The sequence below is a fragment of the Moorella mulderi DSM 14980 genome (assembly GCF_001594015.1).
GTDB classification, from domain to species: Bacteria; Bacillota; DSM-521; order Neomoorellales; family Neomoorellaceae; genus Neomoorella; species Neomoorella mulderi.
The window spans coordinates 1-17,246 of record NZ_LTBC01000015.1; the positions used below are offsets into that span (position 1 = coordinate 1).

Consider the following 17,246-nt stretch of genomic DNA (forward strand, 5'->3'; position numbering starts at 1 on the left):
ACGAAGAAAAAGTGCACTCTGGTTCTTATGAACCCATGTGCAATCCCATAGGCCAGGCCAAGCTTTTAAATGCGGCCGGGACCGATTTGAACGTGATTGTCTGCCTGTGTGTAGGGCACGATACCTTATTTATCAAGTACTCCGAGGCTCCGGTGACAGTTTTGGCGGCTAAAGATCGTGTTTTAGCGCATAATCCTTTGGGTGCGGTCTATGCTGGCCATTACTTCCACAAAAAGTTAAGCCACCATCACCTGTAAGCGGGCTAACCCTCTAATTTTGGACATCAAGCGCAAATTGGTAAGGCTTTTACAGAATTACGCTTAAAAGCATCATAATATTCCGCCGGAGTTAAGTAACCTATCTTCGAGTGGATACGGACGTTGTTATAGTAGTCCATAAACTTATGTAGCACCTCGTAGGCCTCCCTGAAACTATTGAATTCGTGCCATGACAGGCATTCCTCCTCCAGGATGCTGTGAAAGGACTCTATATAAGCATTTTTGTTGGGCGTTTTGTAGGGGATAAGCTCATGCTCCACCCCTATATTCCTACAGGTTCAGCTCAAAAAGATTACTGGTGAACTGGGGACCGTTATCTGTCCTTATAACCGGTTTGGTAGCATTTTTATCAAGCTGGCGTTTCCATAATGCTGTTTTTAAGGTGTAAACAGCATGCTTGGTTTCACAGGTTAAACCTACATGATAGTCGATAACGGAGTGAGCAGGCACTACTGGTTGCACTCATGGAGATGCTAATCAACGGAGTATCGACTCGGAAGGTTAAAGCCGTGGTCGAGGAGTTGTATGGCACAGGGGTATCAAAGTCGACCGTATCCGAGCTATGCAAACGTCTTGACCCGATTGTAAAAGCTTGGAGTGAACGGGACTTAAGTGAAAAGGAGTATCCCTTTCTTTTGGTGGATGCCCTGGTCATAAAGGTGCGGAAATGTGGCTGGGTACGAACATAAAGTGTGCTTAAGGCTCTAGGATCAACCGGGAGGGATATCGGGAGATTTTAGGGCTGAAGAGATTGGGGACGGTGAATCTGAGGCTAACTGGTCGGAGTTTCACCTGGCTGAAGAGGCGTAGGTTAAAAGGCGTTGACTTGGTAGTTTCGGACGACCTGGGCTTCTTCCAGGCTTTTAAACCATTCCTTCTCCAGCACCTCTTCTTTGAGGGTACGCCAGAAACGCTCAATCTTCCCATTGGTGGCTGGACTGTGGAATTAGAAGGAAATAATTTCTGTTGTTATGATTTATGACTAGAGTGGTAATCACTAGCGTTGCATAAAGAAAATATTAATTTGTCAATGGCAATAGCGGCCTACCTGGCCTTGCAAGAAAAAACTCCTTATAGTAGAGACTAAGGGTAGTCCTTGCCCCAACCTCTAATATAAGGAGGCCACAATGCAAGGCAAGGATACCACATTATCCACATTTCATCAACTGTTTGCTCCGGTTTGTGTTACCGGACTATGATATTGTCATAGTGTAAGCGGACTGAGAAAATGTCAGTATGAGAGGAGAAACTTTTTTGAATGAAAAAGAAGCCAAACGGGTCTATGTCATGGAACAGGTCTTAGCCGGGAAAATCACTGTCCGGCAAGCAGCAGAGCTTCTTGACCTCAGTGAACGCCAGGTGTTCCGCCTCAAGGGAGGAATGAAAAATGAAGGTGTTGCGGCCCTGGCCCATAAAAACCGTGGTCGAAAGCCTAAACATGCTGTGCCTCAGGAAGTTCGTGAACTAATTATTTCTCTGGCCTTAGGGCTGTTCCGTGACGCTTTTGCCAGCATATGGCCGAATTGCTGGCCAGGTTTCAGGGTATTTCTTTGTGCTCTAAGACTATTACCCGTATTCTCGCCCAGGCTGGTATTTCTAATCCCCATTCTCATAAGGCTGCCCGTAGAAGGCGCTCCCGCGATCGTATGCCTAAAGAGGGGATGCTGGTCCAGATGGATGCCAGCCCTTTTGCCTGGCTCGAGGATAGGGGCCCTAAAATGAGCCTTCATGGCGCCATTGATGACGCCACCGGTAAAATCTTAGGCCTCTACTTCCGTCCAGAGGAGGATACCCTGGGCTATCTTTATGTCCTTCTCCAGATACTTAAAAATCACGGTATCCCTCGTAGCCTTTACAGTGACCGCCACACTATAAAGATAAGTTATCTATTGAGGAGGAGCTGGCCGGTAAGAAGGCCCCCTTGACCCAGTTCGGCCGCGCTTTAGACGAACTGGGTATCACCCACATACCAGCCCGCTCCCCCCAGGCTAAAGGCCGCGTGGAGCGCCTCTGGGGCACTCTCCAGGGCCGCCTGGTCATTGAGATGCGTCTTTCGGGTATTTCTTCCCTGGAGGAGGCCAATGCCTTCTTGCCGGGTTTTATCGCTGAATTTAATGCCCGCTTTGCCGTGGACCCGGCTGACCCTGAGCCTGCTTTCCGCCCGGCACCTTCTCTAAAGGACCTTGAGTGTATTATTTGCTTTAAGCAGGAGCGTAAGGCCACTAATGGTTCCACTATCTCTTTTGCCAGCCATACTTACAAGCTGATTGACCAGAAAGGGAATGTGGCCCTCCTCCTGCCGAAGAGTAATGTCACAGTTCTTACTCATTTGGACGGTTCTTTAAGCGCCTTATATCAGGATAAACCCTTTTCCCTCAAGGAATTCCACTCTAAGCCTTCCTCGGGGGAAGAGAAGGCGGGGCAGGTTCCCTCTCAATCCCAATCTAAACCTGCCCGCCGCTCCCCGGTACCAGGCCAAAATCATCCGTGGCGGTCTTCTTTGAAGGAAAAACCTCGTCCTCCAAAGCCTGATCCCGTAGAGTCCTATTTCGCCATGAAAGATAAAAATTCGCAAATTCGGCTGCAGAAACTTTACGCTGAAACTTAATTTTGGGCCTTTTGTGATGACATTTTCTCATTCCTGATGAAGCATTTTTACTATGACATTTTCACTGTCCCTTGACACTGTTTGCTCCGGTTTCTGACGACTATTTTTGGCAATTAACCAAAGGCCTGGAGGTGGATAAATACGTAAAGAAGTTAACGACCCTTCAACTCGTTGAACTTATAACCTTTGCCCAGCTGGAACAACTTGACGGCCTACGGGATATCAGCAACAGCTTTCATGACCCGAAATTCAGCCGGGCCATCAACCTGGAGAGCTTCAGTTTCTCCCAGATATCCCGCCGCTTAAGGGAAAATATCATGGTTTTATACACCATTATTGTTGTTATATCTTACATTTAATCAACGCGTCCGGTGATAGGATTATAAACGTTAATACTCACACGGGCTGCTAGGTAAGTTTAACAGATAAGGGGTGAAGCTAACGATAACAGCGAGATAGACCTTATAATAATCTCCAGTGATTTTTCTAAAATGTCGGCCTGGCGCAGGTGGGAGGACCTTGGTAAAGCTGTTGCCCGCATCATGGAGCCGGTAGAACCATTAGCTAATACTCCCTGAAAAATTGAAGCCTTAATGAAACGGGAAGGAAACTTTATCAGCCATATCTTGACCTAACCGGAATAATAGAGTATTAGTTGTAAGCCGGGGAGATTATTTATGAGTTATCGACGAGGAAGTGTTTCGGTGGGCGGCAAGCAAGTTGAATTACTGTCAAGAAGGCCTTAGATTATACCACCGCCTCAATCTATGCTGTCAAGGTTGGTCCGTCGGGCCACCGCCTGCGGTGGCGCTTCGCGGCCTTGACAGCGGCATGGGCGGCAAAAACAGCTGATTGCCGGCCGGACGCCCACCACCTTCGTGCCCCTGGGCAACGCCACCCGCGGAAACGGTGGTCATGCAGAAACCTATACAGGGTTAAAGACACGCCGGGGGGCAAATTCCAGGATTGCGCCCGGCTGGTAGGGCCCTGCCAGGTAGTCGGCCGGGTCGGTGCTGATCAGGCGGACCACCCGGGCCTGGTTGAAGCTTAAGGGTTCGATTTCCAGGGTCAGGTGACCAACCTTGATTTCCTGGTGGAGGGGGCAGAAATTTTCTGCCCCCTCCCAGATAAGCTCCCACGGCATAGGGCTGTAGATGTACATAATTATCACCCTCTCAGTGGAGTTTCCCCGGGCCGGGGACGCCTTCGGCAATGAGTCTCTTTAAATGCTGGACGGCCTGGGCAAGCCCGCCGACTTCATTTATCAAGCCCACCTTTACAGCATCCTTCCCCACCAGGATGGTACCGATATCCCGCGCTAGCTCGCCTGTCTGGAACATCAGGCGGCGCAGTTCTTGCTCCGAAATATTAGCGTGCTCCACGATAAAACGAATAACCCGGTCCTGCATTTTGTCCAGGTATTCATAGGTCTGGGGGACACCAATGACCAGGCCGGTAAGGCGAATGGGGTGGATGGTCATGGTGGCCGTTTCGGCAATGAAGGAATGGTTGGCCGCCACTGCTATGGGCACGCCGATGGAATGCCCTCCGCCCAGGACCAGGGAGACCACCGGTTTGGACATGCTGACCAGCATTTCGGCAATGGCCAGGCCGGCTTCAACATCGCCACCTACGGTATTTAAAACCACCAGGAGACCTTTGATGCCGGGGTCTTGTTCGATGGCCACCAGCTGGGGAATAATGTGCTCATATTTGGTGGTTTTGTTTTGCGGCGGCAGGACCAGGTGACCCTCGATCTGGCCTACGATTTGCAGGCATTGAATTTCACTTTTATAATCAGCGACATTAGTTTGCCCCAGTTCTTTAATATTTTCTACCTCGGGGCTGGCAGGGGGGCGGGCGGTGACGCGCACTGGTTCTCCCGGCGGCCGGGGCGGGGGTGTGGCCGGTTGATTGGGTACAGGGTTGGGACTGATATCAGGGCTGGGCATAATTGCAACTCCCCCTTGTTTAATTTAAACCTGGCTCAGTAAAGACCTGCGCAGGGTTATTATAGGAAATAAAGCCCGCAAACATGCATCGCCATCTTTTTATTTAAGAAGCAAGGAATTTCAAACCTTGGTGTAGAATAGTAGCAACCGGGGTGATGGAAAATGGCTCCTGCCAGGACGCTGAATGAAAAGATAAAAAATGAGATTATCGGTGTGGCCCTGGTGGCCCTAGCCCTCCTCTGCCTGGCGGGGTTGTATGTCCTGGATCTGGGTTACATAAGTTCTGCTGCCAGTATTGGCGCCGTGGGTCAATTGCTGGTGGGTTTTTTAAAAGCCCTGACCGGCGAGGGTAAATATGTATTTCCTTTATTCCTGGCTGCCTGGGGCGTCCGCCTCATTACGGGGGGTAAAGTGAAGGATTCCCGGCCGCGTTTGATAGGAGGCATTTTACTTTTTCTTACTTTTTTAAGCGCCCTGCACCAGCCTTTCTTAAATGGCAGTACTTATAAAGAAGCCCTGGCCTCTGGTGTCGCCGGCCAGGGTGGCGGTTTGCTTGGTGCCCTGGTTTCCTTGCTCCTGCGGTCCATTTTCGGCCGGGTGGGGACCTGGATTGTGCTGGTGGCCTTAGGTCTTATTGCCTTTCTCCTGACCACCGGTGTTTCTTTGACCCGCTTTACCGGGCGTCTGGGCCAACTGCTCTATGTGACCTTCCAGGCCATTAAGGGCTGGCTCCTGGCCTTTCTTTTTACCGAGGTTGAAGAAGAGGAGCCGGAGGTGCAGGAAAAGAAAAGCCTGAAGGCCAGGGGGAAAACTATGCCGCGGGACCGGGAAGTAGTGCCCGTGGTCATTAACCCGCCGCCGGAACCTTCGCCGCCGCTCATTCAGCCGGTAGTCAGTGCGGAAGAGCCGGCCCAGGCCAGGGTCTACCCGGAAAGCCCGGCACCGCCGGTCAGCGAAGACGAGAAAAAGGCCCGGCGCCGGCCCAAAGTTAATATTCAGGCGGAGGATCCTGCCGGGAAAGAGGGGGAAGGCACCACCTCCGAGCAACCCGGCCCCTATGTTTTACCGCCTTTGAGTCTCTTAACCCGCCCGGTAAGGGTAAAAAATCCCCGCCTGGAAAAGGATATTACCGACCGCATCAAGATCCTGGAAGACACCCTGGAAAGCTTTGGTGTCAAAGTCAAGGTGACGCAGGTCAGCTGTGGCCCGACGGTGACCCGCTATGAAGTCCAGCCGGCACCGGGGGTGAAGGTGAGCAGGATCGTCAGCCTGGCCGACGATATTGCTCTGAGCCTGGCGGCCGCCCAGGTGCGGATTGAAGCCCCCATTCCGGGCAAAGCGGCGGTGGGGATTGAGGTGCCCAATAAGGAGATAGCTGTGGTCCACCTGCGGGAGGTACTGGAAGATCCTGCTTTTCTAGAATCCAGCAGCAAGCTGACGGTAGCCCTGGGTAAAGATATTGCCGGCAACCCGGTAATTGCCGACCTGGCGAAAATGCCTCACCTCCTTATTGCCGGGACTACCGGTTCTGGCAAGAGCGTCTGCCTGAACGCTCTGATTTGCAGCCTGCTGTTTAAAGCCACCCCTCAGGAGCTAAAACTTTTGATGATTGACCCCAAAATGGTGGAGTTAACCCAGTATAATGGTATTCCCCACCTGCTGGCACCGGTGGTCAGCCAGCCTAAAAAAGCGGCTACGGCCCTGCAGTGGATGGTAAGTGAAATGGAGAAACGCTATGAGCTTTTTGCCGGCGCCGGGGTCAAGGATATTACCCGCTACAACCGTTTGATGCAAAAGGAAAACAGCGGCCAGGGGGCCTTGCCCCTGGTAGTAGTCCTTATTGATGAGCTGGCCGACCTGATGATGGTGGCCCCGGCCGATGTAGAAGACGCCATTTGCCGCCTGGCCCAGATGGCCCGGGCGGCCGGTATTCACCTGGTTGTGGCCACCCAGAGGCCTTCAGTAGATGTCATTACCGGCCTAATCAAGGCCAATATCTCTTCCCGGGTTGCCTTTGCCGTTTCCTCCCAGATTGATTCCCGGACTATCCTGGATATGGCCGGGGCCGAGAAGTTACTGGGCCGCGGTGATATGCTCTTTTTACCCATTGGAGCCAGCAAGCCCATCCGCGTCCAGGGGGTTTATGTTTCCGACCGGGAGGTGGAAGACCTGGTGACTTATGTCAAACAGCAGGGTCGCCCGGAATATAACCCTAATTTCCTGAAAGGAGAGGAAAGCAGCGAAGACAATAGCGGGGCAGAAGACGAGCTTTTCCCCGCAGCTGTGCGGGTGGTCCTGGAAACAGGACAGGCTTCCATCTCCATGCTGCAGCGACGCCTGCGGATAGGTTATACCAGGGCGGCAAGGTTAATGGATATGATGGAAGCCAGGGGGTTTGTGGGCGGCCATGAAGGCACCAAGGCCCGCGCCATCCTTACTAACTGGGAGGAATACCAGGAATTATTTGGCACAAAAGAAGAATGATGGCGAAAAAAGAATGATAATGCAGGAATCTCTCTATATGATGTCGAAGATGATTTAAACACCGGGAGGTGAGGCCATGGAAAAGGTAGGGGAAATGCTCCGTGCTGCCCGCCAGGCAAAGGGGATTTCTCTACGCGAAGTGGAAGAAGCTACAAAAATTCGCCTGCGCTACCTGGAAGCCCTGGAAAAGGGCGCCTATGACCAGATTCCCGGCCGGGTATATGCCCTGGGTTTCGTGCGAAATTATGCCCGCTTTTTAGGGCTGGATGTCCAGGCGGTAGTGCAGCAGTTTAAACAAGAATACCCGTCTGACGAGGATAATTACCCGGCGGAAGAAAGTAGCCTGACGGCAACGGGATTGTCCCCCGGGAAAAGGAAGCGCTGGTTGCTAGTCCCGGCAGTACTTCTTGTTCTCTGGAGTATCAACTGGTTATACAACCATTATCGTCCTTCCCTGGAGCAAAGGCCCTCGCCACCACCGGTAACAGAACCGGCACCGGCACCAGTAACCCCTGAACCGCAACAGCCTGTCACCCAGCCACCGCCGGCAGCGACAACCCCCCGGGCCCAGGGGGTGGAAGTCAAAGTCAGGGCTTCAGGGGATTGCTGGGTAGGTGTTACCATTGATGGTAAAAATGATTTTACCGGGACTTTAAAGGCCGGCGAAAATAAGGTGTTTCAGGGGAAAGAGAAAATTACCGTTACCCTTGGCAACGCCGGCGCGGTGGAAATAACCGTAAATGGCCAGGTCCAGCCACCCTTGGGCAGGGTGGGCGATGTAGTTACCTTTGAGGCTACTAAAGATTCCAACCAGGCTAGAATAACGAGGAAACCATGATCAAAACTGCCGTTATAACCCTTGGTTGCGCCAAGAATCAAGTTGACAGCGAATATATGCTGGGTGTCCTGGATAAAAGCCATTTTGCCCTTGTCAGCGATCCCGGTGAAGCTGAAGTAGTTATCGTCAATAGCTGCAGTTTTATTACGGCGGCCAAGCAGGAGGCCCTGGAAACTATTTTAGGGCTGGCCCAGGGAGAGCCACGGCCCTATATTATTGTTGCCGGGTGTCTCGCCCAGCAGCACGCCCGGGACCTATGGCAGGAATTACCTGAAGTCGCCGCTTTCATTGGTCCGGGAGCCATCGGCCGTTTGCCCCTGATTATTGAGCGGGTATTAAAGGGGGAACGGCTTGTGGACGTCCCGCCTCCTGATAAAGAGGAAGGGGAACTGCCCCGCCTTACGGAGAAGGGAAGGCCCTATGCTTATTTAAAGATTGCCGAGGGCTGTGATAATCGCTGCAGTTATTGCACCATCCCCGCCATCAAGGGACCTTACCGCAGCCGCCCCCTGGAAAAGCTGGTTGCCGAAGCCAGGACCCTGGCCGCCGCAGGCGTGAAGGAATTAATCCTGGTGGCCCAGGACACTACCGCTTATGGCCTGGACTGTTACGGCGAGTACCGCCTGCCCCGGCTCTTGCGGGAACTGGCCAGGATTCCGGAAATAGAGTGGTTAAGAGTCCTCTATGCCTATCCTACCAGGATTACACCGGAACTGGTGGAAGTGATGGCCACGGAAGCGAAAGTATTACCTTACCTGGATTTGCCCCTCCAGCATGCCAGTGAATCCATCCTGCGGCGGATGAACCGTCCCGGCAGCCTTGCCGCCGGCGTAAAGACTATTGAACGCCTGCGCCGGGCCATGCCGGAAATAACCCTGCGCTCCACCTTTATTGTCGGCTTTCCGGGAGAAGATGAAGAGGATTTCCAGATTCTCCTGGACTTTTTGGGCTCTATGCAGTTCGACTGGGTGGGTGCCTTTAAATATTCCCCGGAAGCCGGTACAGGCGCCGCAGATTTGCCGGATCAGGTGCCGGAAGAAGTAAAGGAAGAACGCTACCGCAAATTAATGCTCTACCAGCAGCCCATTACCAGGGCCTGCAATGAACGGTGGGTGGGACGGCAGGTGCAAGTTTTAATAGAAGGGCCGGGGGTGGGTCGTAGTTTCCGCCAGGCCCCGGAGGTAGACGGCTTGATTTATATTAAAGGAAGTACCATGCCGGCAGGAACTATGACGACAGTTAAACTCACCCGGGTCCATAGTAATTATGATTTAATGGGGGAGGTAGAGACGAAAAGGTAGATGTGGCAATCCTGCCAGGTAATTCATAAGGCCTGACCAGTTGAAATTTGTTATAATTGAAGGTGTTATCCATGGGAGAGGAGTGTTATCTTTGCACTTCAAAGGGTGGCGCCTTCAATTTGTTTTTCTGGCAGCCCTTTTGACCTTAGGTTTATTAACCGGGGGCCAGTGGGCCTACCGGCACTACAGCCAGGAAAAACCCCTGACTGATACCTTAAAGTCCGATCCAGCGGTCCAGGAGGCAACAGTAATCCGGACGGCTGCAGGCCTGGAAGTAAGGGTTATCCTCGGCCCCGGAGCCGATTTACCGCAGGCCTACCGGCAGGTACAGGAAACGGTACACAAGCTTTATGGCCGGCAACCGGTAAAGCTGGTCATCCAGGACCGCCGTTCCCCGGCCCTGGAGAGTTTGTGGCGGGAAAGCCAGTTTACCATCTATGAAGCGGCAGTACGGGGCAACTTTACCCAGATGGCGGCTACCGTTGACCGGCTGGCGCGCCAGGCAGGCATCGACCATTATGCCGTCAATGTGGACGATAACTATATTTATCTCCAATTCAGCCAGGGACAGGCTTACCTTTACCAGGTAGTACCCCGGCAAAATTATGTAACCCGGGGGGAGGGGCAAAGTGTTTAAGGAAATAAAAGAAATAATTGCCGGTACGGGTTTAGGGTTAATGATTTTTTTAATCATTAAAGGGGTGGATATTACTCCCTTTTTGCTTCTGGCCGGCATGGGTTTCCTGGCCTACTGGGTGATTGAAAAAAAGGGATTGCTCCCTTCAACCATGGGGGGGAAGGGATATACGCCGCCGGTCAAGGTATCTTTTGCCGATATCGGCGGCCAGGCTACGGCTATCTGCGAATTAAAGGAAGCCCTGGAGTTTTTGCTCCGCAGTGCTGAAGTTGAGGCCATGGGCATTCGGCCCCTGAAGGGCATCCTTTTGAGTGGCCCGCCGGGAACGGGAAAGACGTTGCTGGCCAAGGCGGCCGCTACCTACACGGATGCAGTTTTTCTTGAGGCCAGCGGCAGTGAATTTATCGAGATGTATGCTGGCGTTGGCGCCCAGCGGGTTCGGGCAATTTTTAACCGGGCCCGGGAACTGGCCCGGCGCCAGCAGAAAAAGCGAGCCATTATCTTTATAGATGAACTGGAAGTCCTGGGTGGTAAACGCGGCAGCCACACCTCCCATTTAGAGTATGACCAGACCTTAAACCAGCTCCTGGTAGAAATGGATGGTTTAAAAAGCAAACATGATGTCCAGATTCTGGTTATCGGCGCTACTAACCGTCCTGACTTGCTGGACCCGGCCCTTTTACGCCCGGGCCGTTTTGACCGGCAAGTTAAGGTTGACCTGCCTGATAAGGAGGGGCGCCTGGCTATTTTAAAACTGCATACGGCCAATAAACCCCTGGCGCAGGAGGTAGACCTGGAAGCCATTGCCCGCGAAACCTTCGGGTTTTCCGGGGCTCACCTGGAAAGCGTAGCCAATGAGGCCGCCATCCTGGCCCTGCGGGAAAAATCCCCCCTTATCACCCAGAAACATTTAATGGAAGCCGTCGATAAAGTAATGCTGGGGGAAAAGCTGGGCCGCAAGCCGGCAGCGGACGAATTGTACCGGCTGGCCATCCATGAGGCTGGCCACGCCATTGCCGGCGAGCTTTTAAGGCCCCAGTCCATTTCCCATGTGACCATTACTTCCCGGGGCCAGGCTTTGGGCTATACCCGGCAAAAGCCGGAACACGACATTTACCTCTATACCAGGGAATACCTTGAGAACCAGATGGATATCTGCCTGGCCGGGGCCGTGGCTGAGACCTTAATCCTGGGCAGTCGCAGTACGGGGTCCCTCAATGACTTTAAAGAAGCCATCCGCCTGGCCCGGGTGATTATTACCTCCGGGTTGTCGGATCTGGGAGTAGTGGCCGAAGAAAATTTGACCAAGGAACAGATGCACAATGCTTCTACAACTATCATCAGCCGGGAAGAAGCAAAGGTGGCTTCCCTCCTCCGGCCTTACCAGGGGGCTTTAAAGGCTTTAGCCGGACAACTGGTAGAAAAGGAAACGGTAACCGGGCGGGAATTGCGGGCCCTGTTACAGGAACAGGCCATGGCCTCTTGAAAATTTTGTCACGTGGCAGCAGGATTATCAGGATTGGGAAGCGAATAGATCTTAAAAACAGGTGATCGGGATGCGGCTGTTTGTTGCCATAAATTTTTCCCCGGCTCTGCAAAGTGCCCTGGCCGGGTTACTGGGTGAATTACGCCAGTTACCGGTAACGGTTAAATGGGTGCCCCCGGAGAATATTCATTTAACCCTCAAGTTTTTAGGTGAAGTGGCCCCGGCTAGAGTTGAGGAAATAGGAGCAGCCTTACGGCGTGCCGTTGTGGGGGTTAACCCCTGGCACCTGGAGGTAAAAGGCACCGGGGTTTTTCCCAACTGGCGCAACCCCCGGGTTGTCTGGGTGGGGGTGGAGTCGGAAAAGCCCTTGTATGTTTTACAGCAACAGGTAACCAGGGAATACCTGGAACTGGGTTTTCCGGCCGATTCCTTTACCCCCCATTTAACCCTGGGCCGCTTGCGGCCGGGGACAGCCTCCAGGCCATTGCAGGACAGGCTCCAGAGTTTGGCCGGCGTGTCCTGGGGGAGGGAAAGGGTGACGGCGGTAAGCCTCATGGAGAGCAGCCTGACCCCCCGCGGGGCTATTTATAGGCCGGTCCTAACAGTACCTTTGCTGTCCCCTGGGGGCGGCCCGTTGCCAGGTTCGGAGGGGTCCCTCGGGGGCTGACGCCCCCTCCAACGAACAATGAAAATGCAGTTTGGGCAAAGTAGAACTTTATTTTCGTAGGAGGCGAACTTACATAGTGGTTTTATCGGACAAGCAGCGGGCCCTGGAAAATGCCCTGCTCCAGATCGAGAGGCATTTTGGTAAGGGTTCCATAATGAAGCTGGGGGAATCCGGTGCCCGGCTCAATGTGGAAGCTATTTCCACCGGCGCCCTGCCCCTGGACCTGGCCCTGGGGGTAGGCGGATTGCCCCGGGGCCGGGTGGTGGAGATCTTTGGCCCGGAATCCTCAGGTAAGACGACGGTCGCCCTCCATGTTATTGCCGAGGCCCAGCGGAGCGGCGGTACGGCAGCCTTTATCGACGCCGAGCACGCCCTCGACCCGGTATATGCCAGGAACCTCGGAGTCGACATTGATAACCTTTTAGTATCCCAACCCGATACCGGTGAGCAGGCCTTGGAAATCGCTGAAGCTCTGGTGCGCAGCGGCGCCATCGATGTCATCGTCATCGATTCCGTAGCTGCCCTGGTGCCCAAAGCCGAACTGGACGGTGAAATGGGCGACGCCCATGTAGGCCTGCAGGCCCGGCTCATGTCCCAGGCTTTACGCAAGCTGGCCGGCGTTATTGCCAAATCGCGGACGGTTGCCATTTTTATTAACCAGTTGCGGGAAAAGGTAGGGGTCCTCTTTGGCAGTCCCGAGACAACACCAGGGGGACGGGCGCTAAAATTTTACGCTTCGGTGCGCCTGGACGTGCGCAAAATAGAGCAGGTCAAGCAGGGGACCGAGATTATTGGCAGCCGCACCCGGGTAAAGGTTGTTAAAAATAAAGTAGCGCCGCCCTTCCGCCAGGCCGAGTTTGATATTATTTACGGCCGGGGTATTGACCGCGAAGGCTGCCTCCTTGACATGGGCACGGAATTGGATATAGTAAAGAAGAGTGGGGCCTGGTATTCCCTGGGGGAAGATCGCCTTGGCCAGGGCCGTGAAGCAGCTAAGGAATTCTTGCGTGACCACCCCGAACTGGCGGCCAGTATTGAAACCCAGATTCGTACTAAAGCAGGTTTAGTCAAGACGGCAACGGCTATAGAAGATGAAGGTGCGCAAAACGAATAATCCTTCAGCGGCGGCAGCCTGGGAGTATGCCCTGAAAATATTAACCCGGCGCCAGCAGAGTGAACAGGAAATGCGCTGGAAATTGCAGGCAAAGGGTTTTCCTGGGGAGGTAGTGGCGGCAACCTTAAACCGGTTAAAGGATGCCGGTTTGTTAGATGATGCCAGTTTTGCCAGAGAGTGGGCCACTTACCGGCTGGCTACCCACCCGGTAGGCCCGAGGCGCCTCCGGCGCGAGTTGCAGGAGCATGGCGTGGCCCCTTCCCTGGCTGAAGGGATAGCAGGCGACATGTTTCCTCCAGAAGCAGAGCTGGCGGCGGCCCGGGAACTGGCGGGTAAATATCACCGGCGGCAGGGAGAAACTGCCGATCATTATTACCAGCGCCTGGCCCGTTTTCTCTGGCAGCGAGGTTTTAATGGCTATGTAGTTCGCCAGGTGCTGGGAGAGCTGGCTAAAGAAGATAATTATATTGACAGTAATCATTTAAACCTATAAAATTTATTTTGGGAGAAACTAGGTGTAGGATCACCACCATTACCCTTAATTTATAGATTTCACTACCGGGTTTAGCCTGGATGGAATATAACTCTTCTGACCTGAAAATAGATAGAAGGGCTGTATTTTTTGGCTCCCAACAGGCGTATGCGAGGTCCTGGTTTTGAACCAAATAAGGGTATATTTGGTTGGTGTGCCTAACTTCAAGCCGAGTTTCGACTCGGCTTTATTTTATGAAGGGGAGGTGAAGAACAATCCAGTATATCCTTTATGCCCTGATAGCTTTCCTGGTGGGTGCGGCCGGCGGTTATACCATCCGCAAGTACCTGGCCGAGGCCAAAATTGCTTCGGCCGAGAAGGCTGCAGCCACCATTATCGAAGAAGCCAAAAAAGAAGCCGAGGCTAAAAAGAGGGAAGCGGTCCTGGAAGCCAAGGAAGAAGCCCACCGCATCCGTAATGAAATAGAGCGGGAAAGCCGGGAACGGCGCAATGAACTCCAGCGTTTCGAGCGGCGCCTGATGCAGAAGGAAGAGGCCCTGGACCGCAAGACCGAAGCCCTCGAACGCAAAGAGGCCAGCCTCCACCGGCAGGAAGAAGCTGCTCAGAAACTGAGGGAAGAACTGGAAGAGTTGCGCCGCCGGCAGGTCAGCGAACTGGAACGCATTTCCGGTTTGACGACCGAAGAAGCCAGGGCCATCCTGCTGCAGAGTGTCGAGGAAGAAGTAAGGCATGAAGCAGCCATGATGATTAAACAAATTGAAACTGAGGCCAAAGAAGAAGCAGATAAAAAAGCCCGGGAAATTATTACCCATGCCATCCAGCACTGTGCTGCTGATTATGTGGCCGAGGCCACGGTATCGGTGGTGAATCTACCCAGCGATGAGATGAAGGGGCGCATTATCGGCCGCGAGGGCCGTAACATTCGCGCCCTGGAAACCCTGACGGGTGTTGATCTCATCATTGATGACACACCGGAAGCCGTTATTCTATCCAGCTTCGACCCTATTCGCCGGGAGGTGGCCCGCATTGCCCTGGAAAAGTTAATTATCGATGGGCGCATCCACCCGGCCCGGATTGAAGAAATGGTAGAAAAGTCCCGGCGGGAACTGGAGCAAAAGATCCGGGAAGAAGGGGAGCGAGCTACCTTTGAAGCCGGCATTCATGGCCTGCATCCAGAGCTGGTGCGCCTGCTGGGTAAACTTAAATACCGCACCAGCTACGGCCAGAATGTCCTTAAACACTCCCTGGAAGTAGCTTTCCTGGCGGGGGCCATGGCTGCCGAACTGGGGGTCGATGTCCAGCTGGCCAAGCGGGCCGGGTTGCTCCATGATATTGGTAAAGCCGTTGATTTTGAAGTTGAGGGACCCCATGTCACCTTGGGGGTTGAACTGGCTAAAAAATACCGGGAATCCCCGGAGGTAATCCATGCCATTGAAGCCCACCATGGTGATGTGGAACCGCGCAGCATTGAAGCCGGCCTGGTCCAGGCCGCCGATGCCATTTCGGCAGCCCGGCCGGGAGCCCGGCGGGAAACCCTGGAGGCCTATATTAAACGCCTCGAGAAACTGGAGGAGATTGCCGATTCCTTTGCCGGCGTGGAAAAATCCTATGCCATCCAGGCCGGCCGGGAGATCCGGATTTTAGTTAAGCCTGACAAGATCGATGATGCCATGGCCGTCCACCTGGCCAGGGATATCGTCAAAAAGATTGAAAAGGAGATGGAATACCCGGGCCAGATTAAAGTGGTGGTGATCCGCGAGACCCGCGCTGTTGATTATGCCAAATAATTTAATGGCAGGGAGGGTAAAAGTTTTTCCATCCCTGCCATTAAATTTTCATCATTAAAGACGGACAAGGCAGGCAGGAATTTGCTTTTGGGTGCAGAAGTAGTGTTTTGTTGGTGGTAACATCTTATACATAAAGTACGGGGCAGGTGTTTACCTTGAGCCTGAAGTACAAACATGGCGGCGAAGTATCTGACAGTATTGGTCTCCTTATTTCCATCCTGGTACGTTATCCAGAAGTAGGTACCATTAACTATGAGCCCAAAGACCAGGTTTTACGCTTTACCTTTATGATGGCCCAACCCCTGGCCGGGGAGGCCATCCAGCAGTTCGAAAAGAAATTCCGCAAATCCCTGGAAGTATATAACTACCTGGAAGACCGGGAACCGAAGGTTATTAATCTGAAATATACACCCTATGACCAGTTAATGGCCCTGGAGGTACAACGGGATGTAATTACCCTCTCCCGGGATGAAATTGACCTCATTATCGCCCTGGTGCGGGAGGAATTTGGCGCCAGCCTGGTAGCGGAGAACAATGATAATATCATGGAAGAAGAGCTTATGATCCAGGAAGAGTTAATTGACCGTATGCTGGAAAGTGTCCGGGGTACCGTCCCGGAGCGCCAGCTAATTGCCTTCCGGGAAGAAGGCCGGGTCATGGTGTTTAATAAATAGACCCGGGGCCAATAATAATATTTAAGGCAAATTGAGGGGAGCTTTATTTTTGCGGGTTCTAATGATCGGCGATGTGGTGGGGCGGCCGGGCCGTAAAGCCGTCCGGGAACTCCTGCCACCTTTGCTCCAGGAACACCGGCCGGATCTGGTGGTGGCAAACGGCGAAAATGCTGCCGGCGGCAATGGCATTACCCCAGATATTGCCGGTGAACTTTTTGCCGGTGGTATTGATATCTTAACCATGGGCAACCATGTCTGGGATAAGCGTGAAGCTCTGACCCTCCTGGAGGAGGATGAGCGCATTGTCCGGCCGGCCAATTATCCTCCTGGTACCCCCGGCCGGGGCTATACCCTGGTAAAGGTTAAGGAAAACCTGCAGGTAGGAATTATTAATTTATCGGGGCGGGTGTTTCTATCACCCCTGGAGTGTCCTTTTCGCCTGGGACGCCGCCTGGCTGAAGAAATCGGTGCGTTAACCCGCATCATTTTAGTAGACTTCCATGCTGAAGCAACTTCGGAAAAGGTTGCCCTGGGCTGGTACCTGGACGGCCTGGTAAGTGCCGTCATAGGGACCCATACCCATATCCAGACGGCTGATGCCCGGGTCCTGCCCCAGGGGACGGCCTATATTACCGATGTAGGCATGACCGGTCCCAGGGATTCTGTCCTGGGAGTGAAGGCAGAACTTATCATCAAAAAATTTCTTACCCAGTTGCCGGTGCGTTTTGAAGTTGCCGGTGGAGTTATTCAACTGGAAGCCGTACTGGTAGATATCGATCCCGGTACCGGCCGGGCAGCCGCTATCCAGCGGTTGCAATACTACGGGCCGGCATAAGTTAACCATCAAACAACGCTAAAAAGCCTGCTTACCGGTAAGGGAGGCAGGCTTTTGTGTTACAATAGCTAAAAAAGATTGGAGCCGGGTAA

Annotated in this window: 20 protein-coding genes and 1 pseudogene; 16 read left to right on the forward strand and 5 right to left on the reverse strand. The window is 53.1% G+C overall.

What is annotated here, in order from left to right:
* Positions 1-257: DUF1847 domain-containing protein (locus MOMUL_RS12735; protein ID WP_153018400.1), on the forward strand; the 257-nt coding region annotated here is incomplete at its 5' end.
* Positions 258-283: 26 nt separating this feature from the next.
* Here the strand turns inward: MOMUL_RS12735 and MOMUL_RS17915 are convergent.
* The gene (locus MOMUL_RS17915) at positions 284-538 is read right to left on the reverse strand and encodes an integrase core domain-containing protein (protein ID WP_062285363.1); all 255 of its coding nucleotides are present in this window, start codon (positions 536-538) and stop codon (positions 284-286) included.
* 10 nt (positions 539-548) lie between these two features.
* The gene (locus tag MOMUL_RS16705; RefSeq protein WP_161485019.1) at positions 549-740 is read right to left on the reverse strand and encodes a transposase family protein; all 192 of its coding nucleotides are present in this window, start codon (positions 738-740) and stop codon (positions 549-551) included.
* Here MOMUL_RS16705 and MOMUL_RS15885 point away from each other — a divergent pair.
* Positions 713-1,122 (forward strand): annotated as a pseudogene (locus MOMUL_RS15885) (transposase); the annotation flags it as partial. The gene MOMUL_RS16705 and the pseudogene MOMUL_RS15885 sit on opposite strands and share 28 nt — an antisense overlap.
* Here MOMUL_RS15885 and MOMUL_RS17920 read toward each other — a convergent pair.
* Positions 1,090-1,197 (reverse strand): integrase core domain-containing protein, encoded by a 108-nt coding sequence (locus tag MOMUL_RS17920; protein ID WP_084785654.1) that lies wholly within the window; start codon positions 1,195-1,197, stop codon positions 1,090-1,092. The pseudogene MOMUL_RS15885 and the gene MOMUL_RS17920 overlap by 33 nt on opposite strands.
* A 335-nt stretch (positions 1,198-1,532) precedes the next feature.
* Here MOMUL_RS17920 and MOMUL_RS17095 point away from each other — a divergent pair, with 335 nt between their 5' ends.
* The 3 genes from MOMUL_RS17095 to MOMUL_RS17380 all read left to right on the forward strand — a co-directional run bounded on the left by MOMUL_RS17095 (position 1,533) and on the right by MOMUL_RS17380 (position 3,245).
* Positions 1,533-2,000 carry a helix-turn-helix domain-containing protein gene (locus MOMUL_RS17095; protein ID WP_201786525.1) on the forward strand — a complete coding sequence of 156 codons (468 nt, stop codon included), beginning with the start codon at positions 1,533-1,535 and terminating at the stop codon, positions 1,998-2,000.
* A gap of 367 nt (positions 2,001-2,367) precedes the next feature.
* Complete coding sequence (locus tag MOMUL_RS17100; protein ID WP_201786526.1) at positions 2,368-2,886, forward strand: hypothetical protein; 519 nt, start codon at positions 2,368-2,370, stop codon at positions 2,884-2,886.
* Positions 2,887-2,957: 71 nt separating this feature from the next.
* Positions 2,958-3,245 carry a DUF4372 domain-containing protein gene (locus tag MOMUL_RS17380; protein WP_062285370.1) on the forward strand — a complete coding sequence of 96 codons (288 nt, stop codon included), beginning with the start codon at positions 2,958-2,960 and terminating at the stop codon, positions 3,243-3,245.
* 566 nt (positions 3,246-3,811) lie between these two features.
* Here MOMUL_RS17380 and MOMUL_RS12765 read toward each other — a convergent pair.
* Together MOMUL_RS12765 and MOMUL_RS12770 are read right to left on the reverse strand one after the other, a co-directional pair.
* On the reverse strand, positions 3,812-4,048 hold the full coding sequence (locus tag MOMUL_RS12765) for a YlzJ-like family protein (protein ID WP_062285372.1): 237 nt from the start codon (positions 4,046-4,048) through the stop codon (positions 3,812-3,814).
* Between the two features lie 13 nt (positions 4,049-4,061).
* Positions 4,062-4,838: a ClpP family protease gene (locus MOMUL_RS12770; RefSeq protein WP_062285374.1), complete on the reverse strand. Its 777-nt coding sequence runs from the start codon at positions 4,836-4,838 to the stop codon at positions 4,062-4,064.
* A gap of 162 nt (positions 4,839-5,000) precedes the next feature.
* Here MOMUL_RS12770 and MOMUL_RS12775 point away from each other — a divergent pair, with 162 nt between their 5' ends.
* The 11 genes from MOMUL_RS12775 to MOMUL_RS12825 all read left to right on the forward strand — a co-directional run bounded on the left by MOMUL_RS12775 (position 5,001) and on the right by MOMUL_RS12825 (position 17,154).
* A complete protein-coding gene (locus tag MOMUL_RS12775) occupies positions 5,001-7,322 on the forward strand; it encodes an FtsK/SpoIIIE family DNA translocase (protein WP_062285376.1) in 2,322 nt (773 codons plus the stop codon).
* Positions 7,323-7,398: 76 nt separating this feature from the next.
* Positions 7,399-8,160 (forward strand): helix-turn-helix domain-containing protein, encoded by a 762-nt coding sequence (locus tag MOMUL_RS12780; protein WP_062285377.1) that lies wholly within the window; start codon positions 7,399-7,401, stop codon positions 8,158-8,160.
* Complete coding sequence (gene rimO, locus MOMUL_RS12785) at positions 8,157-9,461, forward strand: 30S ribosomal protein S12 methylthiotransferase RimO (RefSeq protein ID WP_062285380.1); 1,305 nt, start codon at positions 8,157-8,159, stop codon at positions 9,459-9,461. The genes MOMUL_RS12780 and rimO overlap by 4 nt, the downstream gene beginning before the upstream one ends.
* A 91-nt stretch (positions 9,462-9,552) precedes the next feature.
* Positions 9,553-10,098 (forward strand): hypothetical protein, encoded by a 546-nt coding sequence (locus MOMUL_RS12790; RefSeq protein ID WP_062285382.1) that lies wholly within the window; start codon positions 9,553-9,555, stop codon positions 10,096-10,098.
* Between the two features lie 40 nt (positions 10,099-10,138).
* Positions 10,139-11,584, forward strand: coding sequence for an AAA family ATPase (locus MOMUL_RS12795; protein ID WP_062285490.1), 1,446 nt, complete (start codon positions 10,139-10,141; stop codon positions 11,582-11,584).
* 70 nt (positions 11,585-11,654) lie between these two features.
* Positions 11,655-12,251 (forward strand): RNA 2',3'-cyclic phosphodiesterase, encoded by a 597-nt coding sequence (gene thpR, locus MOMUL_RS12800; protein ID WP_062285385.1) that lies wholly within the window; start codon positions 11,655-11,657, stop codon positions 12,249-12,251.
* 76 nt (positions 12,252-12,327) lie between these two features.
* Positions 12,328-13,365: a recombinase RecA gene (gene recA / locus MOMUL_RS12805; protein ID WP_062285387.1), complete on the forward strand. Its 1,038-nt coding sequence runs from the start codon at positions 12,328-12,330 to the stop codon at positions 13,363-13,365.
* On the forward strand, positions 13,349-13,858 hold the full coding sequence (locus MOMUL_RS12810; protein ID WP_169802207.1) for a regulatory protein RecX: 510 nt from the start codon (positions 13,349-13,351) through the stop codon (positions 13,856-13,858). Before recA ends, MOMUL_RS12810 begins: the two co-directional genes overlap by 17 nt.
* 254 nt (positions 13,859-14,112) lie before the next feature.
* Entirely contained in the window at positions 14,113-15,645 is a 1,533-nt protein-coding gene (rny, locus tag MOMUL_RS12815) for a ribonuclease Y (RefSeq protein ID WP_062285391.1), read from the forward strand.
* 146 nt (positions 15,646-15,791) lie between these two features.
* A complete protein-coding gene (locus MOMUL_RS12820) occupies positions 15,792-16,319 on the forward strand; it encodes a hypothetical protein (protein ID WP_236713111.1) in 528 nt (175 codons plus the stop codon).
* 49 nt (positions 16,320-16,368) lie between these two features.
* Positions 16,369-17,154, forward strand: coding sequence for a TIGR00282 family metallophosphoesterase (locus tag MOMUL_RS12825; protein ID WP_062285395.1), 786 nt, complete (start codon positions 16,369-16,371; stop codon positions 17,152-17,154).
* Positions 17,155-17,246: the final 92 nt, after the last annotated feature.

Bases quoted from the DNA above. Each gene is read 5' to 3' on its own strand.
- MOMUL_RS12765 (WP_062285372.1), bottom strand. From the start codon at position 4,048: ATGTACATCTACAGCCCTATGCCGTGGGAGCTTATCTGGGAGGGGGCA.
- MOMUL_RS12770 (WP_062285374.1), bottom strand. From the start codon at position 4,838: ATGCCCAGCCCTGATATCAGTCCCAACCCTGTACCCAATCAACCGGCC.
- MOMUL_RS12775 (WP_062285376.1), top strand. From the start codon at position 5,001: ATGGCTCCTGCCAGGACGCTGAATGAAAAGATAAAAAATGAGATTATC.
- MOMUL_RS12780 (WP_062285377.1), top strand. From the start codon at position 7,399: ATGGAAAAGGTAGGGGAAATGCTCCGTGCTGCCCGCCAGGCAAAGGGG.
- rimO (WP_062285380.1), top strand. From the start codon at position 8,157: ATGATCAAAACTGCCGTTATAACCCTTGGTTGCGCCAAGAATCAAGTT.
- MOMUL_RS12795 (WP_062285490.1), top strand. From the start codon at position 10,139: ATGATTTTTTTAATCATTAAAGGGGTGGATATTACTCCCTTTTTGCTT.
- thpR (WP_062285385.1), top strand. From the start codon at position 11,655: ATGCGGCTGTTTGTTGCCATAAATTTTTCCCCGGCTCTGCAAAGTGCC.